Raw genomic sequence first — 19108 nt, 5'->3', positions numbered from 1 at the left:
CTGTTCAACGTGTGCTTATCCCCGCTCACGCAGGGAAAAATGGGCAAGAAGTGCGAAAAAACGGGCAGGAAGTCAGCCTCCATGCCCGTGCTATTTTTTCTGCTATATTGCTGAATACATCTCAGTATTACAGTAACTTAAGCTTGCCAACGCACAATCAGTGACGCGCACGTACAATCTGGTATTTGCGGGTCAGATACTCGACCGGCACGCTCCAGATATGCACCAGGCGCGAGAATGGGAACAACAGGAACAGCGTCATCCCCAGTACCAGGTGCATACGGAAGATAAAGGCCACACCGTCCAGATGTGCGGATGCGCCACCGTGGAAGGTCACAACTGACTGCGCCCACCCGACCAGCTTCATCATTTCACTCCCGTCCATATGCTGGGCGGAGAACGGAATGGTCAGCAGGCCCAGCGCGCACTGAATCACCAGCAGCGAGAGAATCAAAATATCTGCGCCGGTAGTGGTGGCGCGGACACGTGGGCTAAACAGACGACGCTTGAGCAGTAAAATACCGCCAACCAGCGTCAGCACGCCGCAGGCGCCGCCGGCAATCATCGCCATCTTCTGTTTCACGTCGACCGGCAGAAAAGCTTCATACATCCAGTGCGGCGTTAACATGCCCAGGAAGTGACCGGCGAAAATACCCAGAATCCCAATGTGGAACAGGTTTGACGCCAGGTTCATTCCTTTGCGATCCAGCATCTGACTGGAAGCCGCCCGCCAGGTGTACTGGCCGTAGTCGTAACGTAACCAGCTACCGATCAGAAATACCGATCCGGCAATGTACGGGTAGATATCAAAGAAGAACATATTCAGGAAGTGCATTAGTGCTGTCCTCCGGTGGTGATATTCAGATATTGCGGCGCCACGGCCCCGGCAAAACGACGCTGGTGAGCGGAGATTTCCGACTCGCCACACCCTTGATCGGCGAAGAATTTCACCTGCTCTTCTTCCCAGACCGCATCCAACGCCTGTGGGGTATCATCACGTGCTTCATTCGCAATTTTTTCAGCCACTTTGTCGCTGTCGATAACGGTATTCGCCAGTTTTAACAGCAGATCGAACAGCACCGCATAACGGCTGTCACGCTGTTGCAAACGTGCGCTGAGCAACGCCAGAATCGGCGCGATATCCTGTAACCCCCCTAACGCTTCGCTTTTCGGCAACTGCGCAAGGTATTCCAGATACAGCGGCAGATGATCGGGAAGTTCGCGGCTGTCGAGCTGCAAACCGTGCTGCTCATACTGTGCCATCAGGTCAACCATCGCCTGACCGCGATCGCGGGATTCCCCGTGTACATGTTCAAACAGCAGCAGCGATGTGGCGCGACCACGGTCAAACAGTTCGCTATAAGCGGCCTGTACATCCAGCATGTCCTGCGCGGTTAAATCGCGCAGGAAAACGCCCAGAGTCTGGGCATCCTCTTTATCCAGGTTCTCAGATGACGCGAGCGCATCGAACAACTCCTGCTGATGCTGCCACAGGGCAACATCCGGGTACTCGAGCAGACGCGAAACAATGACGAGTTCAATCATGCGTGCGGCTCCGTTTTGCTGGTCACATCAACAGCGTCGATGCGGCGGCTGTTGAACAGATTGAATTTGGTATCAGACCCGTGGCAACCATCGCCGAAGGTAAAGCCACAACCGCTTTTCTCCGGGAATGCGTCACGCGCCAGTTCACGATGGCTGCTCGGCACCACAAAGCGATCTTCATAATTAGCAATCGCCAGGTAACGATACATTTCCTGCGCCTGGGCTTCGCTTAAACCCACCTCTTCCAGCGCGCGGGTATCCACTTTACCGTCTACGGTTTCCGCACGTTTGTAGTGACGCATCGCCAGCATCCGTTTCAGCGCCAACAGTACCGGCTGAGTGTCGCCAGCGGTCAACAGGTTCGCCAGGTACTGCACCGGGATACGCAGACTGTCTACATCCGGCAGAATACCGTTGCTGCCAAGTTCGCCCGCGTCGGCTGCAGACTGAATCGGTGACAAAGGCGGCACGTACCAGACCATCGGCAGCGTGCGGTATTCCGGATGCAGCGGCAGCGCCAGCTTCCAGTCCATCGCCATTTTGTACACTGGCGATTGCTGCGCCGCATCGATCACGCTCTGCGGTACGCCGTCCTTCAGCGCCTGCTCAATGACAGCCGGATCGTTTGGATCGAGGAACACGTCCAGTTGACGCTGGTACAGATCTTTTTCGTTTTCCGTACTGGCGGCGCTTTCAATGGCATCTGCGTCATACAGCAGTACGCCGAGATAACGGATACGGCCCACGCAGGTTTCGGAGCAAACGGTCGGCTGACCAGCTTCGATACGCGGGTAGCAGAAGATGCACTTCTCGGACTTGCCGCTCTTCCAGTTGAAGTAAATTTTCTTGTACGGGCAACCGGTGATGCACATCCGCCAGCCGCGGCACTTGTCCTGGTCGATCAGCACGATGCCATCTTCTTCACGCTTGTAGATGGCACCGCTTGGGCAGGTCGCCACGCACGCCGGGTTGAGACAGTGCTCGCACAGGCGCGGCAGGTACATCATGAAGGTGTTTTCGAACTGGCCGTACATCGCCTTCTGCATGTTTTCGAAGTTCTGGTCTTTGGCGCGTTTTTCGAACTCACCGCCCAGAATCTCTTCCCAGTTTGGCCCGCTGGTAATTTTGTCCATCCGCTGGCCGGTAATCAGCGAGCGCGGACGCGCGATTGGCTGATGTTTGCTTTCCGGCGCGGTATGCAGGTTCTGGTAGTCGTAATCAAACGGCTCGTAGTAGTCGTCGATGCCCGGCAGATGCGGGTTAGCGAAGATTTTACCCAGCAGCAGCGCCCGGTTGCCCATGCGCGGCTGTAGTTTGCCGTTGATTTTGCGGATCCAGCCGCCTTTCCATTTTTCCTGATTTTCCCAGTCATTCGGAAAACCAACGCCAGGCTTACTTTCTACGTTGTTGAACCACGCGTATTCCATACCTTCGCGACTGGTCCAGACGTTTTTACAGGTCACTGAACAGGTATGACAGCCGATGCACTTATCGAGATTCAGCACCATGCCGACTTGTGAACGAATTTTCATTTTACGCTCTCCTGTACCTGGTCATTGCCTTCGCCATCCAACCAGTTAATGTTCTTCATCTTACGTACCACCACAAACTCATCGCGGTTGGAGCCGACGGTACCGTAGTAGTTAAAGCCGTAGGCTAACTGCGCATAGCCGCCGATCATATGGGTCGGTTTCGGCGTAATGCGCGTCACCGAGTTATGAATACCGCCGCGCTGCTGGGTAATTTCCGACCCCGGCAGGTTTACGATACGTTCCTGCGCGTGGTACATCATGGTCATGCCCGCCGGTACACGCTGGCTGACCACTGCGCGTGCGGTCAATGCGCCGTTGCTGTTAAAGACTTCGATCCAGTCGTTATCTTCAATGCCCAGCTCTTTGGCGTCGGTTTCGCTCATCCATACAATCGGGCCGCCACGCGACAAGGTCAGCATCAACAGGTTATCGCTGTAGGTCGAGTGGATACCCCATTTCTGGTGCGGCGTCAGGAAGTTGAGCGCCTTCTCCGGATTACCGTTGGATTTACGCCCCATCACCGCTTTCACCGAGCGGGTGTCGATCGGTGGACGATACACCAGCAAACTTTCGCCGAAGTCGCGCATCCACTGGTGATCCTGATACAACTGTTGGCGACCAGACAGCGTACGCCACGGGATCAGCTCGTGAACGTTGGTATAACCGGCGTTATAAGAAACGTGCTCATCTTCCAGACCAGACCAGGTCGGGCTGGAGATAATTTTGCGCGGCTGGGCCTGAATATCGCGGAAGCGGATTTTCTCTTCTTCTTTATTGGTCGCCAGATGCGTATGGTCGCGACCGGTAAACTCGCTCAGCGCCGCCCAGGCTTTCACCGCCACCTGACCGTTGGTTTCCGGCGCTAACGTCAGGATCATTTCTGCCGCGTCAATCGCCGTGTTGAGCATCGGCTGGCCTTTCGCCGGACCGTCCGCTTTGGTGTAATTGAGCTTACGCAGCAAGTCCATTTCGCTTTGCGTGTTCCAGGCAATCCCTTTCCCGCCGTTGCCGATTTTCTCCATCAGCGGGCCGATAGAGGTAAAGCGTTCGTAAGTCGCCGGGTAATCGCGCTCGACGGTCATGATGTGCGGCGCGGTTTTCCCTGGAATCAGATCGCATTCGCCTTTTTTCCAGTCTTTCACGTCCAGCGGCTGCGCCAGTTCAGCGGCAGAATCGTGCTGGATCGGCAACGTCACGACGTCAGTCTCTTTACCCAGGTGGCCTACACAGACTTCGGAGAATTTCTTCGCAATGCCTTTGTAGATTTCCCAGTCACTTTTCGATTCCCAGGCCGGATCTACGGCGGCAGACAGCGGATGAATAAACGGATGCATATCCGAGGTATTCATATCGTCTTTTTCATACCAGGTGGCGGTCGGCAGTACGATATCGGAGTACAGGCAGGTGCTCGACAGGCGGAAGTCCAGCGTCACCACCAGATCCAGTTTGCCGTCCAGGCCATTGTCACGCCACTCCACTTCTTCCGGCTTCACACCGCCCTGTTTACCCAGATCCAGCCCCTGAATACCATGCTCAGTACCCAGCAGATATTTCAGCATATACTCGTGACCTTTACCGGAAGACCCAAGCAGGTTAGAACGCCAGATGAACAGGTTACGCGGGTGGTTTTTACCGTTTTCCGGCTGCTCGGCGGCAAAGCGAATCGAACCCTCTTTCAGGGATTTGACGGTATAATCTACCGGTGTCATACCGGCTTTTTCCGCTTCACGCGCAATATACAGCGGGTTAGTGCCTAACTGCGGCGCCGACGGCAACCAGCCCATACGCTCGGCGCGCACATTGAAGTCAATCAGATGACCGCTATAGCGGGATTTGTCCGCCATCGGCGACAGTAACTCCTCGGCGGTCACCGTCTCGTAGCGCCACTGGCTGGAGTGGTTATAGAAGTAAGAGGTGCTATTCATGTGACGCGCCGGACGCTGCCAGTCAAGGGCAAACGCCAGCGGCTGCCAGCCGGTCTGCGGACGCAGTTTTTCCTGGCCGACGTAGTGCGCCCAACCGCCGCCGCTCTGACCAACGCAACCACAGAACACCAACATATTGATCAGCCCGCGATAGTTCATATCGAGGTGATACCAGTGGTTCAGACCGGCGCCAACGATAATCATTGAACGCCCGTGCGTTTTGTCCGCGTTATCGGCGAACTCCCGTGCGATACGGATGATCTGCGCCCGCGGCACGCCGGTGATCTGCTCGGCCCATGCTGGCGTATATGCTTTGGTATCATCATAACTGGCGGCACAATTTTCATCGTTGAGGCCGCGTTCCAGACCATAGTTCGCCATGGTCAGGTCATACACGGTGGTGACTAACGCGGTAGAACCATCGGCCAGTTGCAGACGTTTAACCGGCAGTTTATGCAGCAGGACGTTATCCAGCGCCACATGATTAAAGTACTCTGAACCTTCGCCGCCGAAATACGGGAAGCCCACGTCAGCAATCTCATCCTGGCTGCCCAGCAAGCTGAGCTGCAATTCAGTTTCTGCACCGGTAGTCCCGTCGCGCTGTTCGAGGTTCCATTTGCCTTTTTCGCCCCAGCGGAAACCAATTGAACCGTTTGGCGCCACCATTTCACCGTTGCTGTTAATGGCGACGGTTTTCCATTCCGGGTTATTTTCCTGCCCCAGCGAATCAACGAGATCGGCAGCGCGCAGCATACGACCTGCGGCATAATAACCATCACGCTCTTCAAGCATCACCAGCATTGGCATGTCGGTATAGCGACGGACATAATCGGTGAAGTACTGGCGCGGGTTGTCGAGGTGGAATTCGCGCAGCATGACGTGGCCCATCGCCAGCGCCATCGCCGCATCGGTCCCCTGCTTCGGCGCCAGCCACAGATCGCACAGTTTGGCGATTTCGGCATAGTCCGGCGTCACCGCGACGGTTTTAGTGCCTTTGTAACGTACTTCGGTAAAGAAGTGGGCGTCCGGCGTACGGGTTTGCGGCACGTTAGAGCCCCAGGCGATAATATAGCTGGAGTTGTACCAGTCAGCGGATTCCGGCACGTCGGTCTGCTCGCCCCAGGTTTGCGGGGAGGCTGGCGGCAGGTCGCAGTACCAGTCGTAGAAGCTCAGGCAGGTACCGCCAATCAGCGAAAGATAACGTGCGCCGGAAGCGTAGGAAACCATCGACATCGCCGGAATGGGTGAGAAGCCCGCGACGCGGTCAGGGCCATAGGTTTTCACGGTGTACACGTTGGAAGCGGCGATCAGCTCGTTCACTTCCTGCCATGAGGAGCGAACAAAGCCGCCACGACCACGCGCCTGTTTGAAGCTTTTGGCTTTATCGGCATCTTCAATGATGGAGGCCCATGCCTCTACCGGATCGCGATGCAGTTTTTTCGCCTCGCGCCACATCTTCATCAGACGTTTGCGCATTAGCGGATATTTCAGTCGGTTAGCGCTGTAGAGATACCAGGAGTAACTTGCCCCGCGCGGGCAGCCGCGAGGTTCATGGTTTGGCATATCAGGACGGGTGCGCGGGTAATCGGTTTGCTGTGTTTCCCAGGTCACCAGACCATTTTTGACATAAATTTTCCAGCTACAAGAACCGGTGCAGTTCACCCCATGGGTTGAGCGCACAATTTTGTCATGCTGCCAACGTTGGCGGTATCCGTCCTCCCAGTCCCGGTTTGTTTCGAGAAGCTGGCCGTGCCCATCGGCAAAGGTTTCGCCCTTCTGCTTGAAGTAGCGAAACCGGTCCAGGAATTTACTCATCGGGTTTCTCCTGTGTGGAACCTTACGGCTCTCTGATAAATCGACATTGCTTAACTAAGGGCGAAGGTAACGCGCTGAATGGGCGTGAGAATTGATAACGATCAAGGCGGACAGGGATGCAAATGGCGCGCAAACCTTCTGCATACTCCTTTAGGAGGAGTGTGTTTATTTGTATATCTTACTGATTTAAATGCATAAAATTAAATTTACGCACAACATGAATGTTAAATTTTCAACAAGTGGGTATTAAGGGGTATCCCCCTGGATGACCGATAAAGATGTGCGTGGTCAGCCCTGTCGCGCCTCTCTTCTTGACTATAAGTATGTTGTAACTAAATGCGGGTAAAAAAAAGCGCGGTCTAACGCCGCGCAAAGGATAATCAAAAGTTACTTTTTATTTTTAGAATGACGTCCATATACCGCCCAGGTAATAACGACGCAGGCGATATAGAAAATAAGAAAGACCTTCATCGCGCCGACTGGAGAACCGGTTAATGCTAAAGATGAACCAAACGCTTTCGGAATAAAAAAGCCGCCAATCGCGCCAATCGCGGAAATAAAGCCCAGCGCCGCCGCCGTATCGGTCGCCGCTTCACGCATGGCTCTTTCGTCCGACCCGCCTTCCGCTTTAACCCGGTCCATCGTCAGTTTACGGAAGATAACGGAGATCATCTGGAAGGTAGAACCACTCCCCAGCCCCGCCGTCAGGAATAGCGCCAGAAATACCCCGTAGAACGCGATAAAGCTACCGCCAACGCCGCCAGTAGGTAATGTCAGGAACAGCAGACCGCTGAAAATCGCCATCAGGACAAAGTTGATAAGCGTGACGCGGGTCCCCCCCAGACGGTCAGAAATTGCGCCGCCTGCCGAACGCGCCAGCGCGCCGATAAACGGACCGAAAAACGCATAATGCAGGATCTGCACATCCGGGAATTGCGTTTTAGACAGCATAGCGAACCCCGCGGAGAAACCGATAAACGATCCGAAGGTTGCCAGATACAGCAGACTCATGATCCACAGGTGACCACGTTTGAGCACCGGCAGTTGCTCTTTTAGCGAGGCCTTAGACGTCGCCAGTTCGTTCATGCCGAACCACGCCGCCAGCGTAAAAATGGCCAGGAAAGGCACCCAAATCCAGGCTGCGTTCGCCAGATAGAGCTGAGAACCGTCCGGCTGCTCTACACCGTGGCTGCCAAAGGCGGCAAAGATAGAGAGCGAAACCACCAGCGGCGCAACCAGCTGCATCACGCTCACGCCCATATTGCCCAGACCGCCGTTCAGACCCAGCGCGCCGCCCTGCTTTTGTTTAGGAAAGAAAAAGCTGATGTTCGCCATACTGGAGGCAAAGTTCGCGCCGGCAAAACCACACAGCAAGGAAATAATAATGAAAGTGCTAAAGGGCGTACTGGTATCCTGAACGGCAAAGCCTAACCATACGCAAGGCACGATGAGGATACCGGTACTGAACGCTGTCCAGCGACGTCCGCCAAATAGCGGCACCATAAAGGAGTAAGGCACCCGTAGCAGCGCGCCGGAAACAGATGGCAGCGCAGTCAACATAAAGAGCTGATCGGTCGTAAAATTAAATCCCACTTTCGGCAGGTTCACCGCCACTGCGCTGAATAGCATCCAGACGCAAAACGCCAGCAGTAAACACGGGACAGAAATCCACAAATTACGGCTGGCGACACGATGGCCGCGCTGCTGCCAGAACGCCGGATCTTCCGGACGCCATTCCGTGATAACAGCGCCAGTTGCCCTTTCCGGGGCGGATGAGTGACTCATAGACACCTCTGATTCTTGATTTGATGTCTGCCACATTAGGGTTTACTGCCGAAGGTAAGTTGATATAAATCAAAGGAAAAGTCGTCATCACCGGCGACTAAAAAGCGTTATTACCCTTAATGAGTAGGCTATTTTGGTAAAAAAGCTGTGGTTTTTCACCATGCTGTGTCTGTCTACTCCTTCCCGTCGCAGATACCTCTCTACGGCGGCAATTAAGGAGTAACTCGTTATAGGTATGGGTATACTCCGCTGTATCGTTGAGAATAGCGGCACAGCCGATTGACGCCCCTCTTTTTTGCTACGTTTTTTCGGCGACATTACCCCGAAAAAAGAAGGTAACATGTTTAAACGGTGTTTCTCTCCTCTTACGCTGGTTAACCAACTGGCGCTGATTGTCATGCTCTCTACCGCTATCGGCGTGGCGGGGATGGCGGTTTCCGGCTGGCTGGTTCAGGGCGTGCAGGGTAGCGCTCATGCGATTAATAAAGCGGGCTCATTGCGTATGCAAAGCTATCGACTACTGGCCGCTGTCCCGCTGGATGCTAAAGATCAAAAGCTGCTGGATGAGATGGAGCAAACGGCATTCAGCCCGGAACTGACCCGCGCCGCTGAGCGAGACGGGCAGCAGAAACAGCTTAAAGCGTTGCAGGATTACTGGCATAACGAACTCTCGCCAGGGCTACAGCACGCGCAAAACGCGCACGCGGTCGCAGAAGATGTCACGCGCTTTGTGGCGGGCCTGGATCGCCTGGTGACGTCGTTCGACCATACTACTGAATTGCGTATCGAACGCGTGGTATTAGTTCACCGGGTAATGGCGATCTTTATGGCGCTATTGCTGGTATTTACGATTATCTGGCTACGTGTTCGCCTTTTGCAGCCCTGGAAACAGTTATTATCAATGGCGCGCGCCGTCAGTCAGCGCGACTTTACCCAACGTGCCAATATCAGTGGACGCAATGAGATGGCCGCGTTGGGTTCTGCACTCAATAATATGTCTGAAGAGCTGGCCGAAAGTTATGCGGTACTGGAACAGCGCGTACAGGAAAAAACAGCCGGTCTGGAACATAAAAACCAGATTCTCTCGTTTTTGTGGCAAGCCAACCGCCGACTGCATTCACAGGCTCCGCTATGTGAGCGTCTTTCACCGGTACTGAATGGCCTGCAAAATTTAACCCAGTTGCATGATATTGAGCTGCGAGTCTATGACCTGGAAGATGAAGATAATCACCAGGAATTTACCTGTCAGTCGGACATCAGTTGCGATGATAAAGGCTGCCACCTTTGCCCACGTAGCGCCCTGCCGATGATTAACGGCGGTACCACCTTAAAATGGCGGCTCACCGACTCTCACACCCAATACGGTATTTTGCTGGCGACGCTGCCCTATGGACGCCATCTCAGCCACGATCAGCAACAGTTGGTGGACACGCTGGTTGAACAGCTTACCGCGACTCTGGCGCTCGACAGGCATCAGGAGCGCCAGCAGCAGTTGATTGTCATGGAAGAGCGTGCCACCATTGCCCGCGAACTGCATGATTCTATTGCCCAGTCGCTCTCTTGTATGAAGATGCAGGTGAGCTGCCTGCAAATGCAGGGCGACGTGTTACCGGAAAGCAGCCGTGAGTTACTCAGCCAAATTCGCAATGAGCTAAACTGCTCCTGGGCGCAACTGCGCGAACTGTTAACCACTTTCCGGTTACAGTTGACGGAACCCGGGCTACGTCCGGCGCTGGAGGCAAGCTGCCAGGAGTTCAGCGCCCGGTTTGGCTTTACGGTAAAACTGGATTATCAGCTTCCCCCCCGCCTGGTGCCTTCACACCAGGCGATACACCTGTTGCAAATTGCCAGGGAAGCCCTCAGCAACGCCCTTAAACACTCTCATGCCGACGATGTGGTGGTGACAGTGACGCAATGTGGCAAACAGGTCAAACTAAAAGTGCAGGATAATGGCTGCGGCGTCCCGGAAAACGCCGAACGCAGTAATCACTACGGCATGATCATCATGCGCGATCGGGCGCAAAGTTTGCGCGGCGATTGCCAGGTACGCCGACGCGAGACTGGCGGAACAGAGGTCACTGTTACTTTTATTCCAGAAACAAACTTCACAGAAACCCAGGGAGATACCCATGAATAATCAGGAACCGGCAACTATCCTGTTAATTGACGACCATCCGATGCTACGCACGGGTGTAAAGCAGCTTGTGAGTATGGCGCCCGATATCAGCGTGGTCGGAGAAGCCAGCAACGGTGAGCAGGGTATTGACCTGGCGGAATCGCTCGATCCCGATCTGATCCTCCTTGATTTGAATATGCCGGGAATGAATGGTCTCGAAACGCTGGATAAATTACGCGAAAAAGCGCTGTCAGGACGTATTGTCGTTTTCAGCGTATCCAACCATGAAGAAGATGTCGTCACGGCGCTAAAGCGCGGCGCGGACGGTTATCTGTTGAAAGACATGGAGCCGGAGGACTTGCTCAAAGCGTTACAACAGGCCGCCGCCGGCGAAATGGTATTAAGTGAAGCGTTAACGCCGGTACTGGCGGCCAGCCTGCGGGCCAACCGCGCCACCACCGATCGCGATGTAACGCAACTCACCCCGCGTGAGCGCGATATTCTGAAGCTCATCGCGCAGGGATTGCCAAATAAGATGATTGCCCGACGTCTGGATATCACCGAAAGTACGGTCAAAGTGCACGTGAAACATATGCTCAAGAAAATGAAGCTGAAATCGCGCGTGGAGGCCGCCGTCTGGGTACATCAGGAACGCATCTTTTAATTATTGCTCCTGGAACGGTTGCCAATGCGGATTATCGTCCGGCATCGTGATAAACGGTTCAGTCAGCGCGAGCGTGATCTCATTGGAAGAGACACGCTGACCTTTTTCATCCTCAACTACCACCGATAAACGCCAGCGATTTGCCGCGCCTTCGCGGTGATCCCAGGCCGGCATAATGATTGTCCAGCCCTCGGTACTGCGGGTGTCCGTTCCTGCCGTCAAACTTAAGGCCTGTGTATCGCCCTGCCAGCTCAAATGACGAATACCGTGCACGCTGCGCACCTGCAATTTTAACGCAACCGTCTCACCAGGCGTAAGATCCCAGGGCGGCGTCGCCAGAAAAACCGTTAACGTTTTACGCTGCCGATACTCCATTGTCGGCAGCGAGTTACGTTGCGGCGTATCATAGCGGCTACCGCGTAATGACTGGCTTTGCGCCACTTCACTGGCGGCAAGCTGCTTTTTGAGCGGCACGCCGAAGCGGTAGTTAAGCGTCAGCCCCAGGTTGTTCTGACTGACCCCGCTCTCGCCCTGTTTGTGCTGGGCGGTCATGGTAAGCAAAGGTACTGGCGTATAGTTGAGACCCAGTTTTAACGCGATAGGATTGTGATACCCCGTTCCGGAGTCAAACAGATCCACGCTATCGCCAAAGTACTGCTCCAGACTAACGCTGGTATTGATATGCTGGTAAAACGGCAGCCGCACTTGCGCGTTGATATCATATCCGCGCGCCATTCGCTGTTCTAAGGTCGCCGTATGCGTCTGCCAGTCGGCAAAAGGCTGATAATAGTTGGCGGATAAACGCAAATATTCTCCCCACGCCTCCGCGCCAAAGCCGGCGCGCTGCAGATTTTCATCCAGCAGATTATCGTAAAAGGTATTATAGCCAAGAAGCCAGCCATCCTGCGCCCAGCGCTGTCCTACGCCAATGTTGCTTACCAGTCCGTCAGTCTGTTGCGTAAGACCAAACTGGCTCCAGGTCAGATAGCGCTGTTTATCCTGTAAAGGGATAAACCAGCTTCCGCGACTGCCGTTAAAATGACCTTCGTTATCGACGTTAATATCCACGCTGGCGCTGCCCCAGGCTGATAGCCAGCTTTCAAGCTGCTGGTTAACCTGCTCGCTGACCACATCGCGTACCTGTCCGAAAGCAAATTGCCGCGCCTGTTCACCGGTATCCAGATCGTTATTTTTCATGCTGGCTTCGCCAAACGCTTTGGCCATCTCGGCAAAATGCTTTTCCCCTTCGTGGGATTCCGGCATCATGCCTAAATCCGGCAGACGGTTTTGCGTGAAAGGGTCTTGCGCCTGCGCACGGATCGTACCGCTGGTAGCCAGCAAGAGAAGCGAGAGTGAGAATGAACGAAAAACAATACGGCTCAACGTGTCGGCAACTTCTACAACAAAAGATAAGAGGAATGGCATCAGAGTAAACCATAACGTGTCCGGACAGGTTTTGCAGCCTTTTCTCGTGCTTCCAGGAATATCCTTATTTTTTCCGCAGAGCGTCCCGGGATTTTATCCACGCATTTGGCGGTACCCGGTTCCCGAGGTAACATAACGCCATTGCCGACAAAATTTCTCAAGGAGAAGGGTTATCCATGCAAAATATCGTCATTATCGCTAACGGCGCCGCCTACGGCAGCGAATCATTATTTAATAGCCTGCGTCTGGCCATTGCGCTGCGCGAGCAGGAAAGCCATCTCGATTTACGCCTGTTTTTGATGTCAGATGCCGTAACCGCAGGGTTACGCGGTCAAAAACCAGCCGAAGGCTACAATATTCAGCAAATGCTGGAAATTCTGACCGCGCAAAACGTACCGGTAAAATTATGCAAAACCTGTGCGGACGGACGTGGTATCACTCCCCTGCCGCTGATTGACGGTGTGGAAATCGGAACGCTGGTCGAGCTGGCGCAATGGACGCTGGCGGCGGACAAAGTGCTGACATTTTGAATCTGTACGCGGGAAAAGCTCCCGCGTCAGGATAGACTTCCGGCAAGAAAATCAGGCTAACACGCGAGTAATACCGCGTTTATTTTTTCTTATGCCATTTATCATCCTCGCCTTTTTCATAATCGTTTTTAACCGCCGCCCAGGCGACTTTGTGTGCGGTTTCCTCGCGGCTGGCGTCATCACGACGATCGGCTTTATCTTTATATTGCTCCCAGGCGCTATTAAAGGCTTCTTTGTAAATGTCCTGGGCATGGGTTGGAAGAACATTCCGCACATTATCGGGTAAATCACTTTTGGCTTTATACGGCATCAGCGCCTCCGTCTTCAGGGAAAACATTAAGTGTGGTAAACAATGCGTTATTACGCCAGTCGAGGAGGATTTTTGCTTTTTACGGAAATTAACTTTTTGTTATTTAAACACTGTTAAAACAAGATGCTTGTTTTACTGACCTTGAAAGAAAAAAATCGTCTACGCCGTAAAACTACGTAAAAAACCACTAAAAAAATACAAATTTCTGCTATTTTTACCTTCTTTACTCTTTCCAAAATATTAACACCTGCACAAGGGAGACCCTCATGACACATGCCTGTGAGGCGGTGAAAACCCGCCATAAGGAGACTTCGCTTATTTTCCCGGTTCTTGCGCTGGTAGTGCTGTTCCTTTGGGGAAGCAGCCAGTCACTACCAGTGGTTATTGGCATCAATATCCTTGCACTTATTGGTATTTTAAGCAGCGCATTTAGCGTGGTCCGTCATGCCGATGTATTAGCGCATCGACTCGGCGAACCCTATGGATCGCTTATTTTAAGCCTGTCCGTCGTTATTCTTGAGGTGAGTTTAATTTCCGCGCTGATGGCTACCGGCGATGCTGCGCCAACGCTTATGCGCGATACGCTCTACTCTATTATTATGATTGTCACCGGGGGACTGGTCGGTTTCTCGTTGTTGTTGGGCGGGCGTAAATTCGCAACGCAATATATGAATTTATTTGGGATTAAGCAGTATCTTATCGCGCTGTTTCCGCTGGCGATTATTGTGCTGGTTTTTCCAATGGCATTGCCGCAAGCCAATTTCTCTACCGGTCAGGCATTATTGGTCGCGTTAATTTCCGCCGCGATGTACGGCGTATTTTTGTTGATTCAAACCAAAACGCACCAGAGCTTATTTATCTATGAACATGAAGATGAAGGCGATGATGACAATCCACACCACGGTAAACCCTCCGCGCACAGTAGCGGCTGGCATACGGTCTGGTTACTCATTCATTTAATTGCGGTCATTGCCGTTACCAAAATGAATGCCAGCCCGCTGGAGGCGTTGCTGACCAGCATGAATGCCCCGGTCGCCTTTACCGGTTTCCTGGTCGCGTTGTTAATTCTCTCGCCGGAAGGACTGGGCGCGCTGAAGGCGGTACTGAATAATCAGGTTCAGCGGGCAATGAATCTGTTCTTCGGATCGGTGTTGGCGACGATTTCATTAACCGTGCCGGTCGTCACGCTCATCGCCTGGGCGACAGGTAATGATCTGGTGTTTGGTTTAGGCGCGCCGGAAATGGTAGTGATGGTGGCCTCGTTAGTACTGTGCCATATTTCGTTCTCTACCGGACGCACCAACGTGCTAAACGGCGCGGCGCATCTGGCTTTATTTGCCGCCTATCTGATGACGATTTTTGCCTGATATAAAAAAGCCGGATAGTATCTTATCCGGCCTACACAAGCTAAAAACCGCAATCAGTTCTCGGTATCCAGCTCGTCGAAGCTTTTCACCAAATCATCAATCGCTTTTATCTGGGTCAGGAACTGCTCCAGTTTCGCCAGCGGCAGCGCGGAAGGACCGTCGCACTTCGCGTTAGCCGGGTCCGGATGCGACTCCAGGAACAGGCCCGCCAGACCGACAGCCATACCGGCGCGCGCCAGCTCGGTCACCTGACCACGACGACCGCCCGAGGCGGCGCCAAATGGGTCGCGGCATTGCAACGCATGGGTAACGTCGAAAATCACCGGCGAGTTGCCGGAGACCTTTTTCATCACGCTAAAGCCCAGCATATCTACCACCAGGTTGTCATAACCGAAGTTCGCGCCGCGATCGCACAGAATCACCTTATCGTTACCGCCCTCATGGAACTTATCCACGATATTGCCCATCTGACCCGGGCTTACGAACTGCGGCTTTTTCACGTTAATCACAGCGCCGGTTTTCGCCATCGCTTCCACCAGGTCGGTCTGGCGCGCCAGAAACGCCGGGAGCTGAATCACGTCAACCACATCAGCCACAGGCTGCGCCTGGCTGGCTTCATGGACGTCAGTGATCACTTTTACGCCAAATGTCTGTTTGAGTTCCTGGAAGATTTTCATCCCTTCTTCCAGACCCGGCCCACGGTAAGAGTGAATAGAGGAACGGTTGGCTTTATCAAAAGAGGCCTTGAACACGTAAGGAATACCCAGCTTCTGGGTAACGGTTACGTAGTGCTCACAAATGCGCATTGCCAGATCGCGTGACTCCAGCACGTTCATACCGCCAAACAGCACAAACGGCAGGTCATTTGCCACCTTAATGTCGCCAATGTTAACCACTTTTTGTTTCATAGGATCGCCTTACACTTATAGGTAAAATGTCGGTTAATTAATGTAGAACAATTTGCTTGTGCGCAATGGTGTTGATCTGCGCACGAATCATTTCGCTGATCGGGTCTTCCGGACACTGTTCAACGAAGTAGCTTAAATCAGTCAGCGCAACGTGTTCACACTCAAGCTGCGCGTAGATCAACCCGCGGTCACGGATTTCGTAAGGATCTTCCGGGTTAAATTGCAACAATGCTTCGCTAACGCGCAGCGCCAGCTCCATTTGCCGTTCCTCCATCAGCGAGGATTTCAGCGTATCCAGTAGCTTACGAATCACTTCGGCGTTATCCGCTTCGTCCAAATCTTCATTAAACAACTCGGCGACCGGACTAATATTGCCTTTTAACCAGACTTCCAGAGTATGTTCATCAAGCGTTTCACCGTTGAACGGGTTAATCAGCCACATTTCCCCTTCCAGCGATTCAATACGCAAAATCAACTGCGTTGGGAAGATAACGGGCACCAACGGCAAATCAAGACGGTTTGCTATCCATAATAAAATAGCGCCCAACGATACCGCGCTCCCCTGGCGTTTTTTCAGGACTTTATCGAGCCATAAAGCATCAGAAAGACGGTAGACGCCGCGGGAATCCGTGAACCCCCACTCGCCGTAAAAAAGTGCCAGCAATTTTTCCAGTTGCTCATCCTGAGACAGGAGCTGGCTAATTTCTTCCTGCGCCAGACTGACCAGACGTTCCAGTTCGTCGTAGACAAACTGCGTGGGAAAATCCAGGCGAATCATCTCTGATGCCAGGATCATGCCATCACACAGCGGCGCATTGTTAAATTCGAAATCAGCTAACGACCTCATGACTTACCCCAGTAACGGTATTTTTGTGGTGGCGAGTTTAATGATGATGTACAGCACCACCAGCGCCAGCGGGAAAGCGATAAAACGCGCCTGCTGGCTGCGCGCCTGACGATAATCAAGCGCAATAAAACCCAAAACGATGTAGATGATAACGCCAAACAGTTTTTCAGTCAGCCATGAGCCCGACTCCGTGAATGGCAGGATGTGCGTTTTAACGATTAACCCAATACCGCTAAGCAGTAACAGGGTATCTATGACGGGAGGCACGATTCGTGTCCAGCGCGCGGCGGCCAACGCATGGCCGCAATAGCGCCACCAGTAACGAGCGACAAACAAACTGACGGAGAGCGCAACACAGATAAGATGAAGCGTGAGCAGCATCGCAATTGTCATGGCGTAAAACGTCCGCAGGTCACGCGTTCATTACCGCCATAATCACGACACGTTTCTACATCCGTGTAACCAGACCGCCTGAAAACCGCTCTTACCGCTTCGCCCTGCTGCCAACCGTGTTCCAGCAGCAGGAAGCCGCCGGGCGTTAACATCTGGCGGGCGTTATCGATAATATGCGTAAGATCCGCCATACCGTTTTCGTCCGCCACCAACGCTGAGCGCGGTTCAAAGCGTACATCGCCTTCGCTAAGGTGCGGGTCCTGCGCGTCAATGTAGGGCGGATTGCTGACAATCATGTCGAACTGCTGCCCCGATAGCGCGCTGAACCAACAACTTTGCAGTATACGCACATTCCGGATAGCCAAATGTTCCGCGTTGCGTATCGCCAGCGCAACCGCATCAGGCATACGATCGACGGCAGTCACCTCGCAATCCGGTCGCTCGCAGGCCAGCGCCAGCGCAATCGCGCCGGTTCCGGTGCCTAAATCCAGAATACGACAGGTTTTTACCGGCAATCGCGCCAACGCCTGTTCAACCAGACATTCGGTATCCGGGCGCGGGATTAGCGTGGCGGGAGAAACGAAGAGCGGCAGCGACCAGAATTCGCGTAAGCCCGTCAGGTACGCAATAGGTTCGCCCTGTTTACGCCGCTGCAGCAGGTCCGCGAGCTGTTGTTGCTGGACGTCGGTAAGCGGCGTTTCGCCAAAGGCCATGATATACGTCCGCCCCTTGCCCGTAACGTACTCTAGCAGGATCTCGGCGTCGCGCCGGGGGCTGTCGCTGTCCCGGAGCTGGTTTACAGCCTCATGCAGCCAGTGCTGAAAATCCATTATTCCTGCTCGGATAAGGCGGCCAGCAGGTCAGCCTGGTGTTCCTGAACAATCGGCTCAATCAGCATATCCAGCTTACCTTCCATCGTTTCATCAAGGCGATATAACGTCAGATTAATACGATGATCGGTCACGCGCCCCTGCGGGAAATTATAGGTCCGGTTACGATCGCTGCGATCGCCGCTGCCAAGCAGATTGCGGCGCGTTGACGCCTCGGCCTGCTGGCGTTTTGCCGTTTCGGCGGCGTGAATGCGCGCCCCGAGCACCGAGAGCGCTTTCGCTTTGTTTTTATGCTGCGAACGTTCGTCCTGGCATTCCACCACGATGCCGGTCGGCAAGTGGGTAATACGGATAGCGGAGTCGGTGGTGTTAACGTGCTGACCGCCCGCGCCGGAAGAACGAAACGTATCAATGCGCAGATCCGCCGGGTTAATATCCGGCAGCTCGGCTTCCGGCAGCTCCGGCATCACGGCGACGGTACAGGCGGAGGTATGGATACGCCCCTGCGACTCGGTCGCCGGAACACGCTGTACGCGGTGTCCGCCGGACTCAAATTTCAGTCGGCCATACACGCCGTCGCCGCTGATTTTGGCGATGATCTCTTTATAACCGCCATGCTCGCCTTCGCTCATGCTCATGATCTCCACACGCCAGCGGCGCGCTTCGGCATAACGGCTGTACATGCGGAACAGATCGCCGGCAAACAGCGCGGCTTCGTCGCCGCCGGTACCGGCGCGAACCTCAAGGAACGCGTTTCGTTCATCGTCCGGATCTTTCGGCAGCAGCAGTACCTGTAACTGTTGCTCCAGTTGTTCGCTTTTTTCTTTCGCTTCGCGCAGTTCTTCCTGCGCCATTTCTCGCATTTCAGGATCGTCGAGCATCATCTGAGCCGTCTCGATATCGTCCTGAACCTGTTGCCAGTCCGTAAAACAGCGAGAAACGTCGCTTAATTGCGCATATTCGCGCGACAATGCGCGAAAGCGGTCCTGGTCGGCGATAATTCCCGCATCGCCCAGCAACGCCTGAACTTCCTCATGGCGTTCGTGCAGGGCTTCCAGTTTGGCAACGATAGAAGGCTTCATAGGCGTAAATTCACCCTGTAAAAAAGTGTGGTGT

General features: G+C 53.7%; 16 protein-coding genes. 4 read left to right on the top strand and 12 right to left on the bottom strand.

What is annotated here, in order from left to right; all coding sequences use genetic code 11:
- Positions 1-157 precede the first annotated feature (157 nt).
- From narI to narK, 5 genes are all read right to left on the bottom strand, one after another.
- A complete protein-coding gene (narI, locus tag QEN32_RS10075) occupies positions 158-835 on the bottom strand; it encodes a respiratory nitrate reductase subunit gamma (protein WP_000545594.1) in 678 nt (225 codons plus the stop codon).
- Positions 835-1545, bottom strand: coding sequence for a nitrate reductase molybdenum cofactor assembly chaperone (gene narJ / locus QEN32_RS10070; protein ID WP_064044442.1), 711 nt, complete (start codon positions 1543-1545; stop codon positions 835-837). Before narJ ends, narI begins: the two co-directional genes overlap by 1 nt.
- Positions 1542-3077, bottom strand: a complete 1536-nt coding sequence (gene narH / locus QEN32_RS10065) for a nitrate reductase subunit beta (RefSeq protein WP_000702629.1) — start codon at positions 3075-3077, stop codon at positions 1542-1544. The genes narJ and narH overlap by 4 nt, the downstream gene beginning before the upstream one ends.
- On the bottom strand, positions 3074-6817 hold the full coding sequence (locus QEN32_RS10060) for a nitrate reductase subunit alpha (protein WP_015405906.1): 3744 nt from the start codon (positions 6815-6817) through the stop codon (positions 3074-3076). Before QEN32_RS10060 ends, narH begins: the two co-directional genes overlap by 4 nt.
- Positions 6818-7204: 387 nt before the next feature.
- On the bottom strand, positions 7205-8602 hold the full coding sequence (gene narK, locus QEN32_RS10055; protein WP_000019848.1) for a nitrate transporter NarK: 1398 nt from the start codon (positions 8600-8602) through the stop codon (positions 7205-7207).
- A gap of 340 nt (positions 8603-8942) precedes the next feature.
- Between narK and narX the strand changes: the two genes are divergently transcribed.
- Complete coding sequence (gene narX / locus QEN32_RS10050; protein WP_000476244.1) at positions 8943-10739, top strand: nitrate/nitrite two-component system sensor histidine kinase NarX; 1797 nt, start codon at positions 8943-8945, stop codon at positions 10737-10739.
- Positions 10732-11382, top strand: a complete 651-nt coding sequence (gene narL, locus QEN32_RS10045) for a two-component system response regulator NarL (RefSeq protein WP_001064598.1) — start codon at positions 10732-10734, stop codon at positions 11380-11382. Before narX ends, narL begins: the two co-directional genes overlap by 8 nt.
- Here the strand turns inward: narL and QEN32_RS10040 are convergent, their stop codons facing one another.
- A complete protein-coding gene (locus tag QEN32_RS10040) occupies positions 11383-12807 on the bottom strand; it encodes a YchO/YchP family invasin (protein WP_265322391.1) in 1425 nt (474 codons plus the stop codon).
- A gap of 176 nt (positions 12808-12983) precedes the next feature.
- On the opposite strand from QEN32_RS10040, the gene QEN32_RS10035 reads away from it, so the two are divergent.
- Entirely contained in the window at positions 12984-13337 is a 354-nt protein-coding gene (locus tag QEN32_RS10035; RefSeq protein WP_001179794.1) for a DsrE/DsrF/TusD sulfur relay family protein, read from the top strand.
- Positions 13338-13416: 79 nt separating this feature from the next.
- On the opposite strand, the gene chaB is transcribed toward QEN32_RS10035, so the two are convergent.
- Positions 13417-13647 carry a putative cation transport regulator ChaB gene (gene chaB, locus QEN32_RS10030; protein ID WP_001519701.1) on the bottom strand — a complete coding sequence of 77 codons (231 nt, stop codon included), beginning with the start codon at positions 13645-13647 and terminating at the stop codon, positions 13417-13419.
- Between the two features lie 266 nt (positions 13648-13913).
- Here chaB and chaA point away from each other — a divergent pair, with 266 nt between their 5' ends.
- The gene (chaA, locus tag QEN32_RS10025; protein ID WP_000148418.1) at positions 13914-15014 is read left to right on the top strand and encodes a sodium-potassium/proton antiporter ChaA; all 1101 of its coding nucleotides are present in this window, start codon (positions 13914-13916) and stop codon (positions 15012-15014) included.
- A 53-nt stretch (positions 15015-15067) separates the two neighbouring features.
- Here the strand turns inward: chaA and kdsA are convergent, their stop codons facing one another.
- From kdsA to prfA, 5 genes are read right to left on the bottom strand one after another with little or no spacing between them, the layout of a single operon-like run.
- The gene (kdsA, locus tag QEN32_RS10020; RefSeq protein ID WP_000811046.1) at positions 15068-15922 is read right to left on the bottom strand and encodes a 3-deoxy-8-phosphooctulonate synthase; all 855 of its coding nucleotides are present in this window, start codon (positions 15920-15922) and stop codon (positions 15068-15070) included.
- A 37-nt stretch (positions 15923-15959) separates the two neighbouring features.
- Positions 15960-16769, bottom strand: coding sequence for an invasion regulator SirB1 (gene sirB1 / locus QEN32_RS10015; RefSeq protein ID WP_001257065.1), 810 nt, complete (start codon positions 16767-16769; stop codon positions 15960-15962).
- A gap of 3 nt (positions 16770-16772) precedes the next feature.
- Positions 16773-17162 (bottom strand): invasion regulator SirB2, encoded by a 390-nt coding sequence (gene sirB2, locus QEN32_RS10010; protein ID WP_000150667.1) that lies wholly within the window; start codon positions 17160-17162, stop codon positions 16773-16775.
- On the bottom strand, positions 17159-17992 hold the full coding sequence (gene prmC, locus QEN32_RS10005) for a peptide chain release factor N(5)-glutamine methyltransferase (protein ID WP_000347312.1): 834 nt from the start codon (positions 17990-17992) through the stop codon (positions 17159-17161). Before prmC ends, sirB2 begins: the two co-directional genes overlap by 4 nt.
- Positions 17992-19074, bottom strand: a complete 1083-nt coding sequence (gene prfA, locus QEN32_RS10000) for a peptide chain release factor 1 (RefSeq protein WP_000804703.1) — start codon at positions 19072-19074, stop codon at positions 17992-17994. The genes prmC and prfA overlap by 1 nt, the downstream gene beginning before the upstream one ends.
- Positions 19075-19108 lie beyond the last annotated feature (34 nt).

The sequence above is a fragment of the Salmonella sp. SA14318 genome (genome assembly GCF_029866905.1).
GTDB classification, from domain to species: domain Bacteria; phylum Pseudomonadota; class Gammaproteobacteria; order Enterobacterales; family Enterobacteriaceae; genus Salmonella; species Salmonella enterica.
This window is presented reverse-complemented; position numbering and strand designations above follow the sequence as displayed.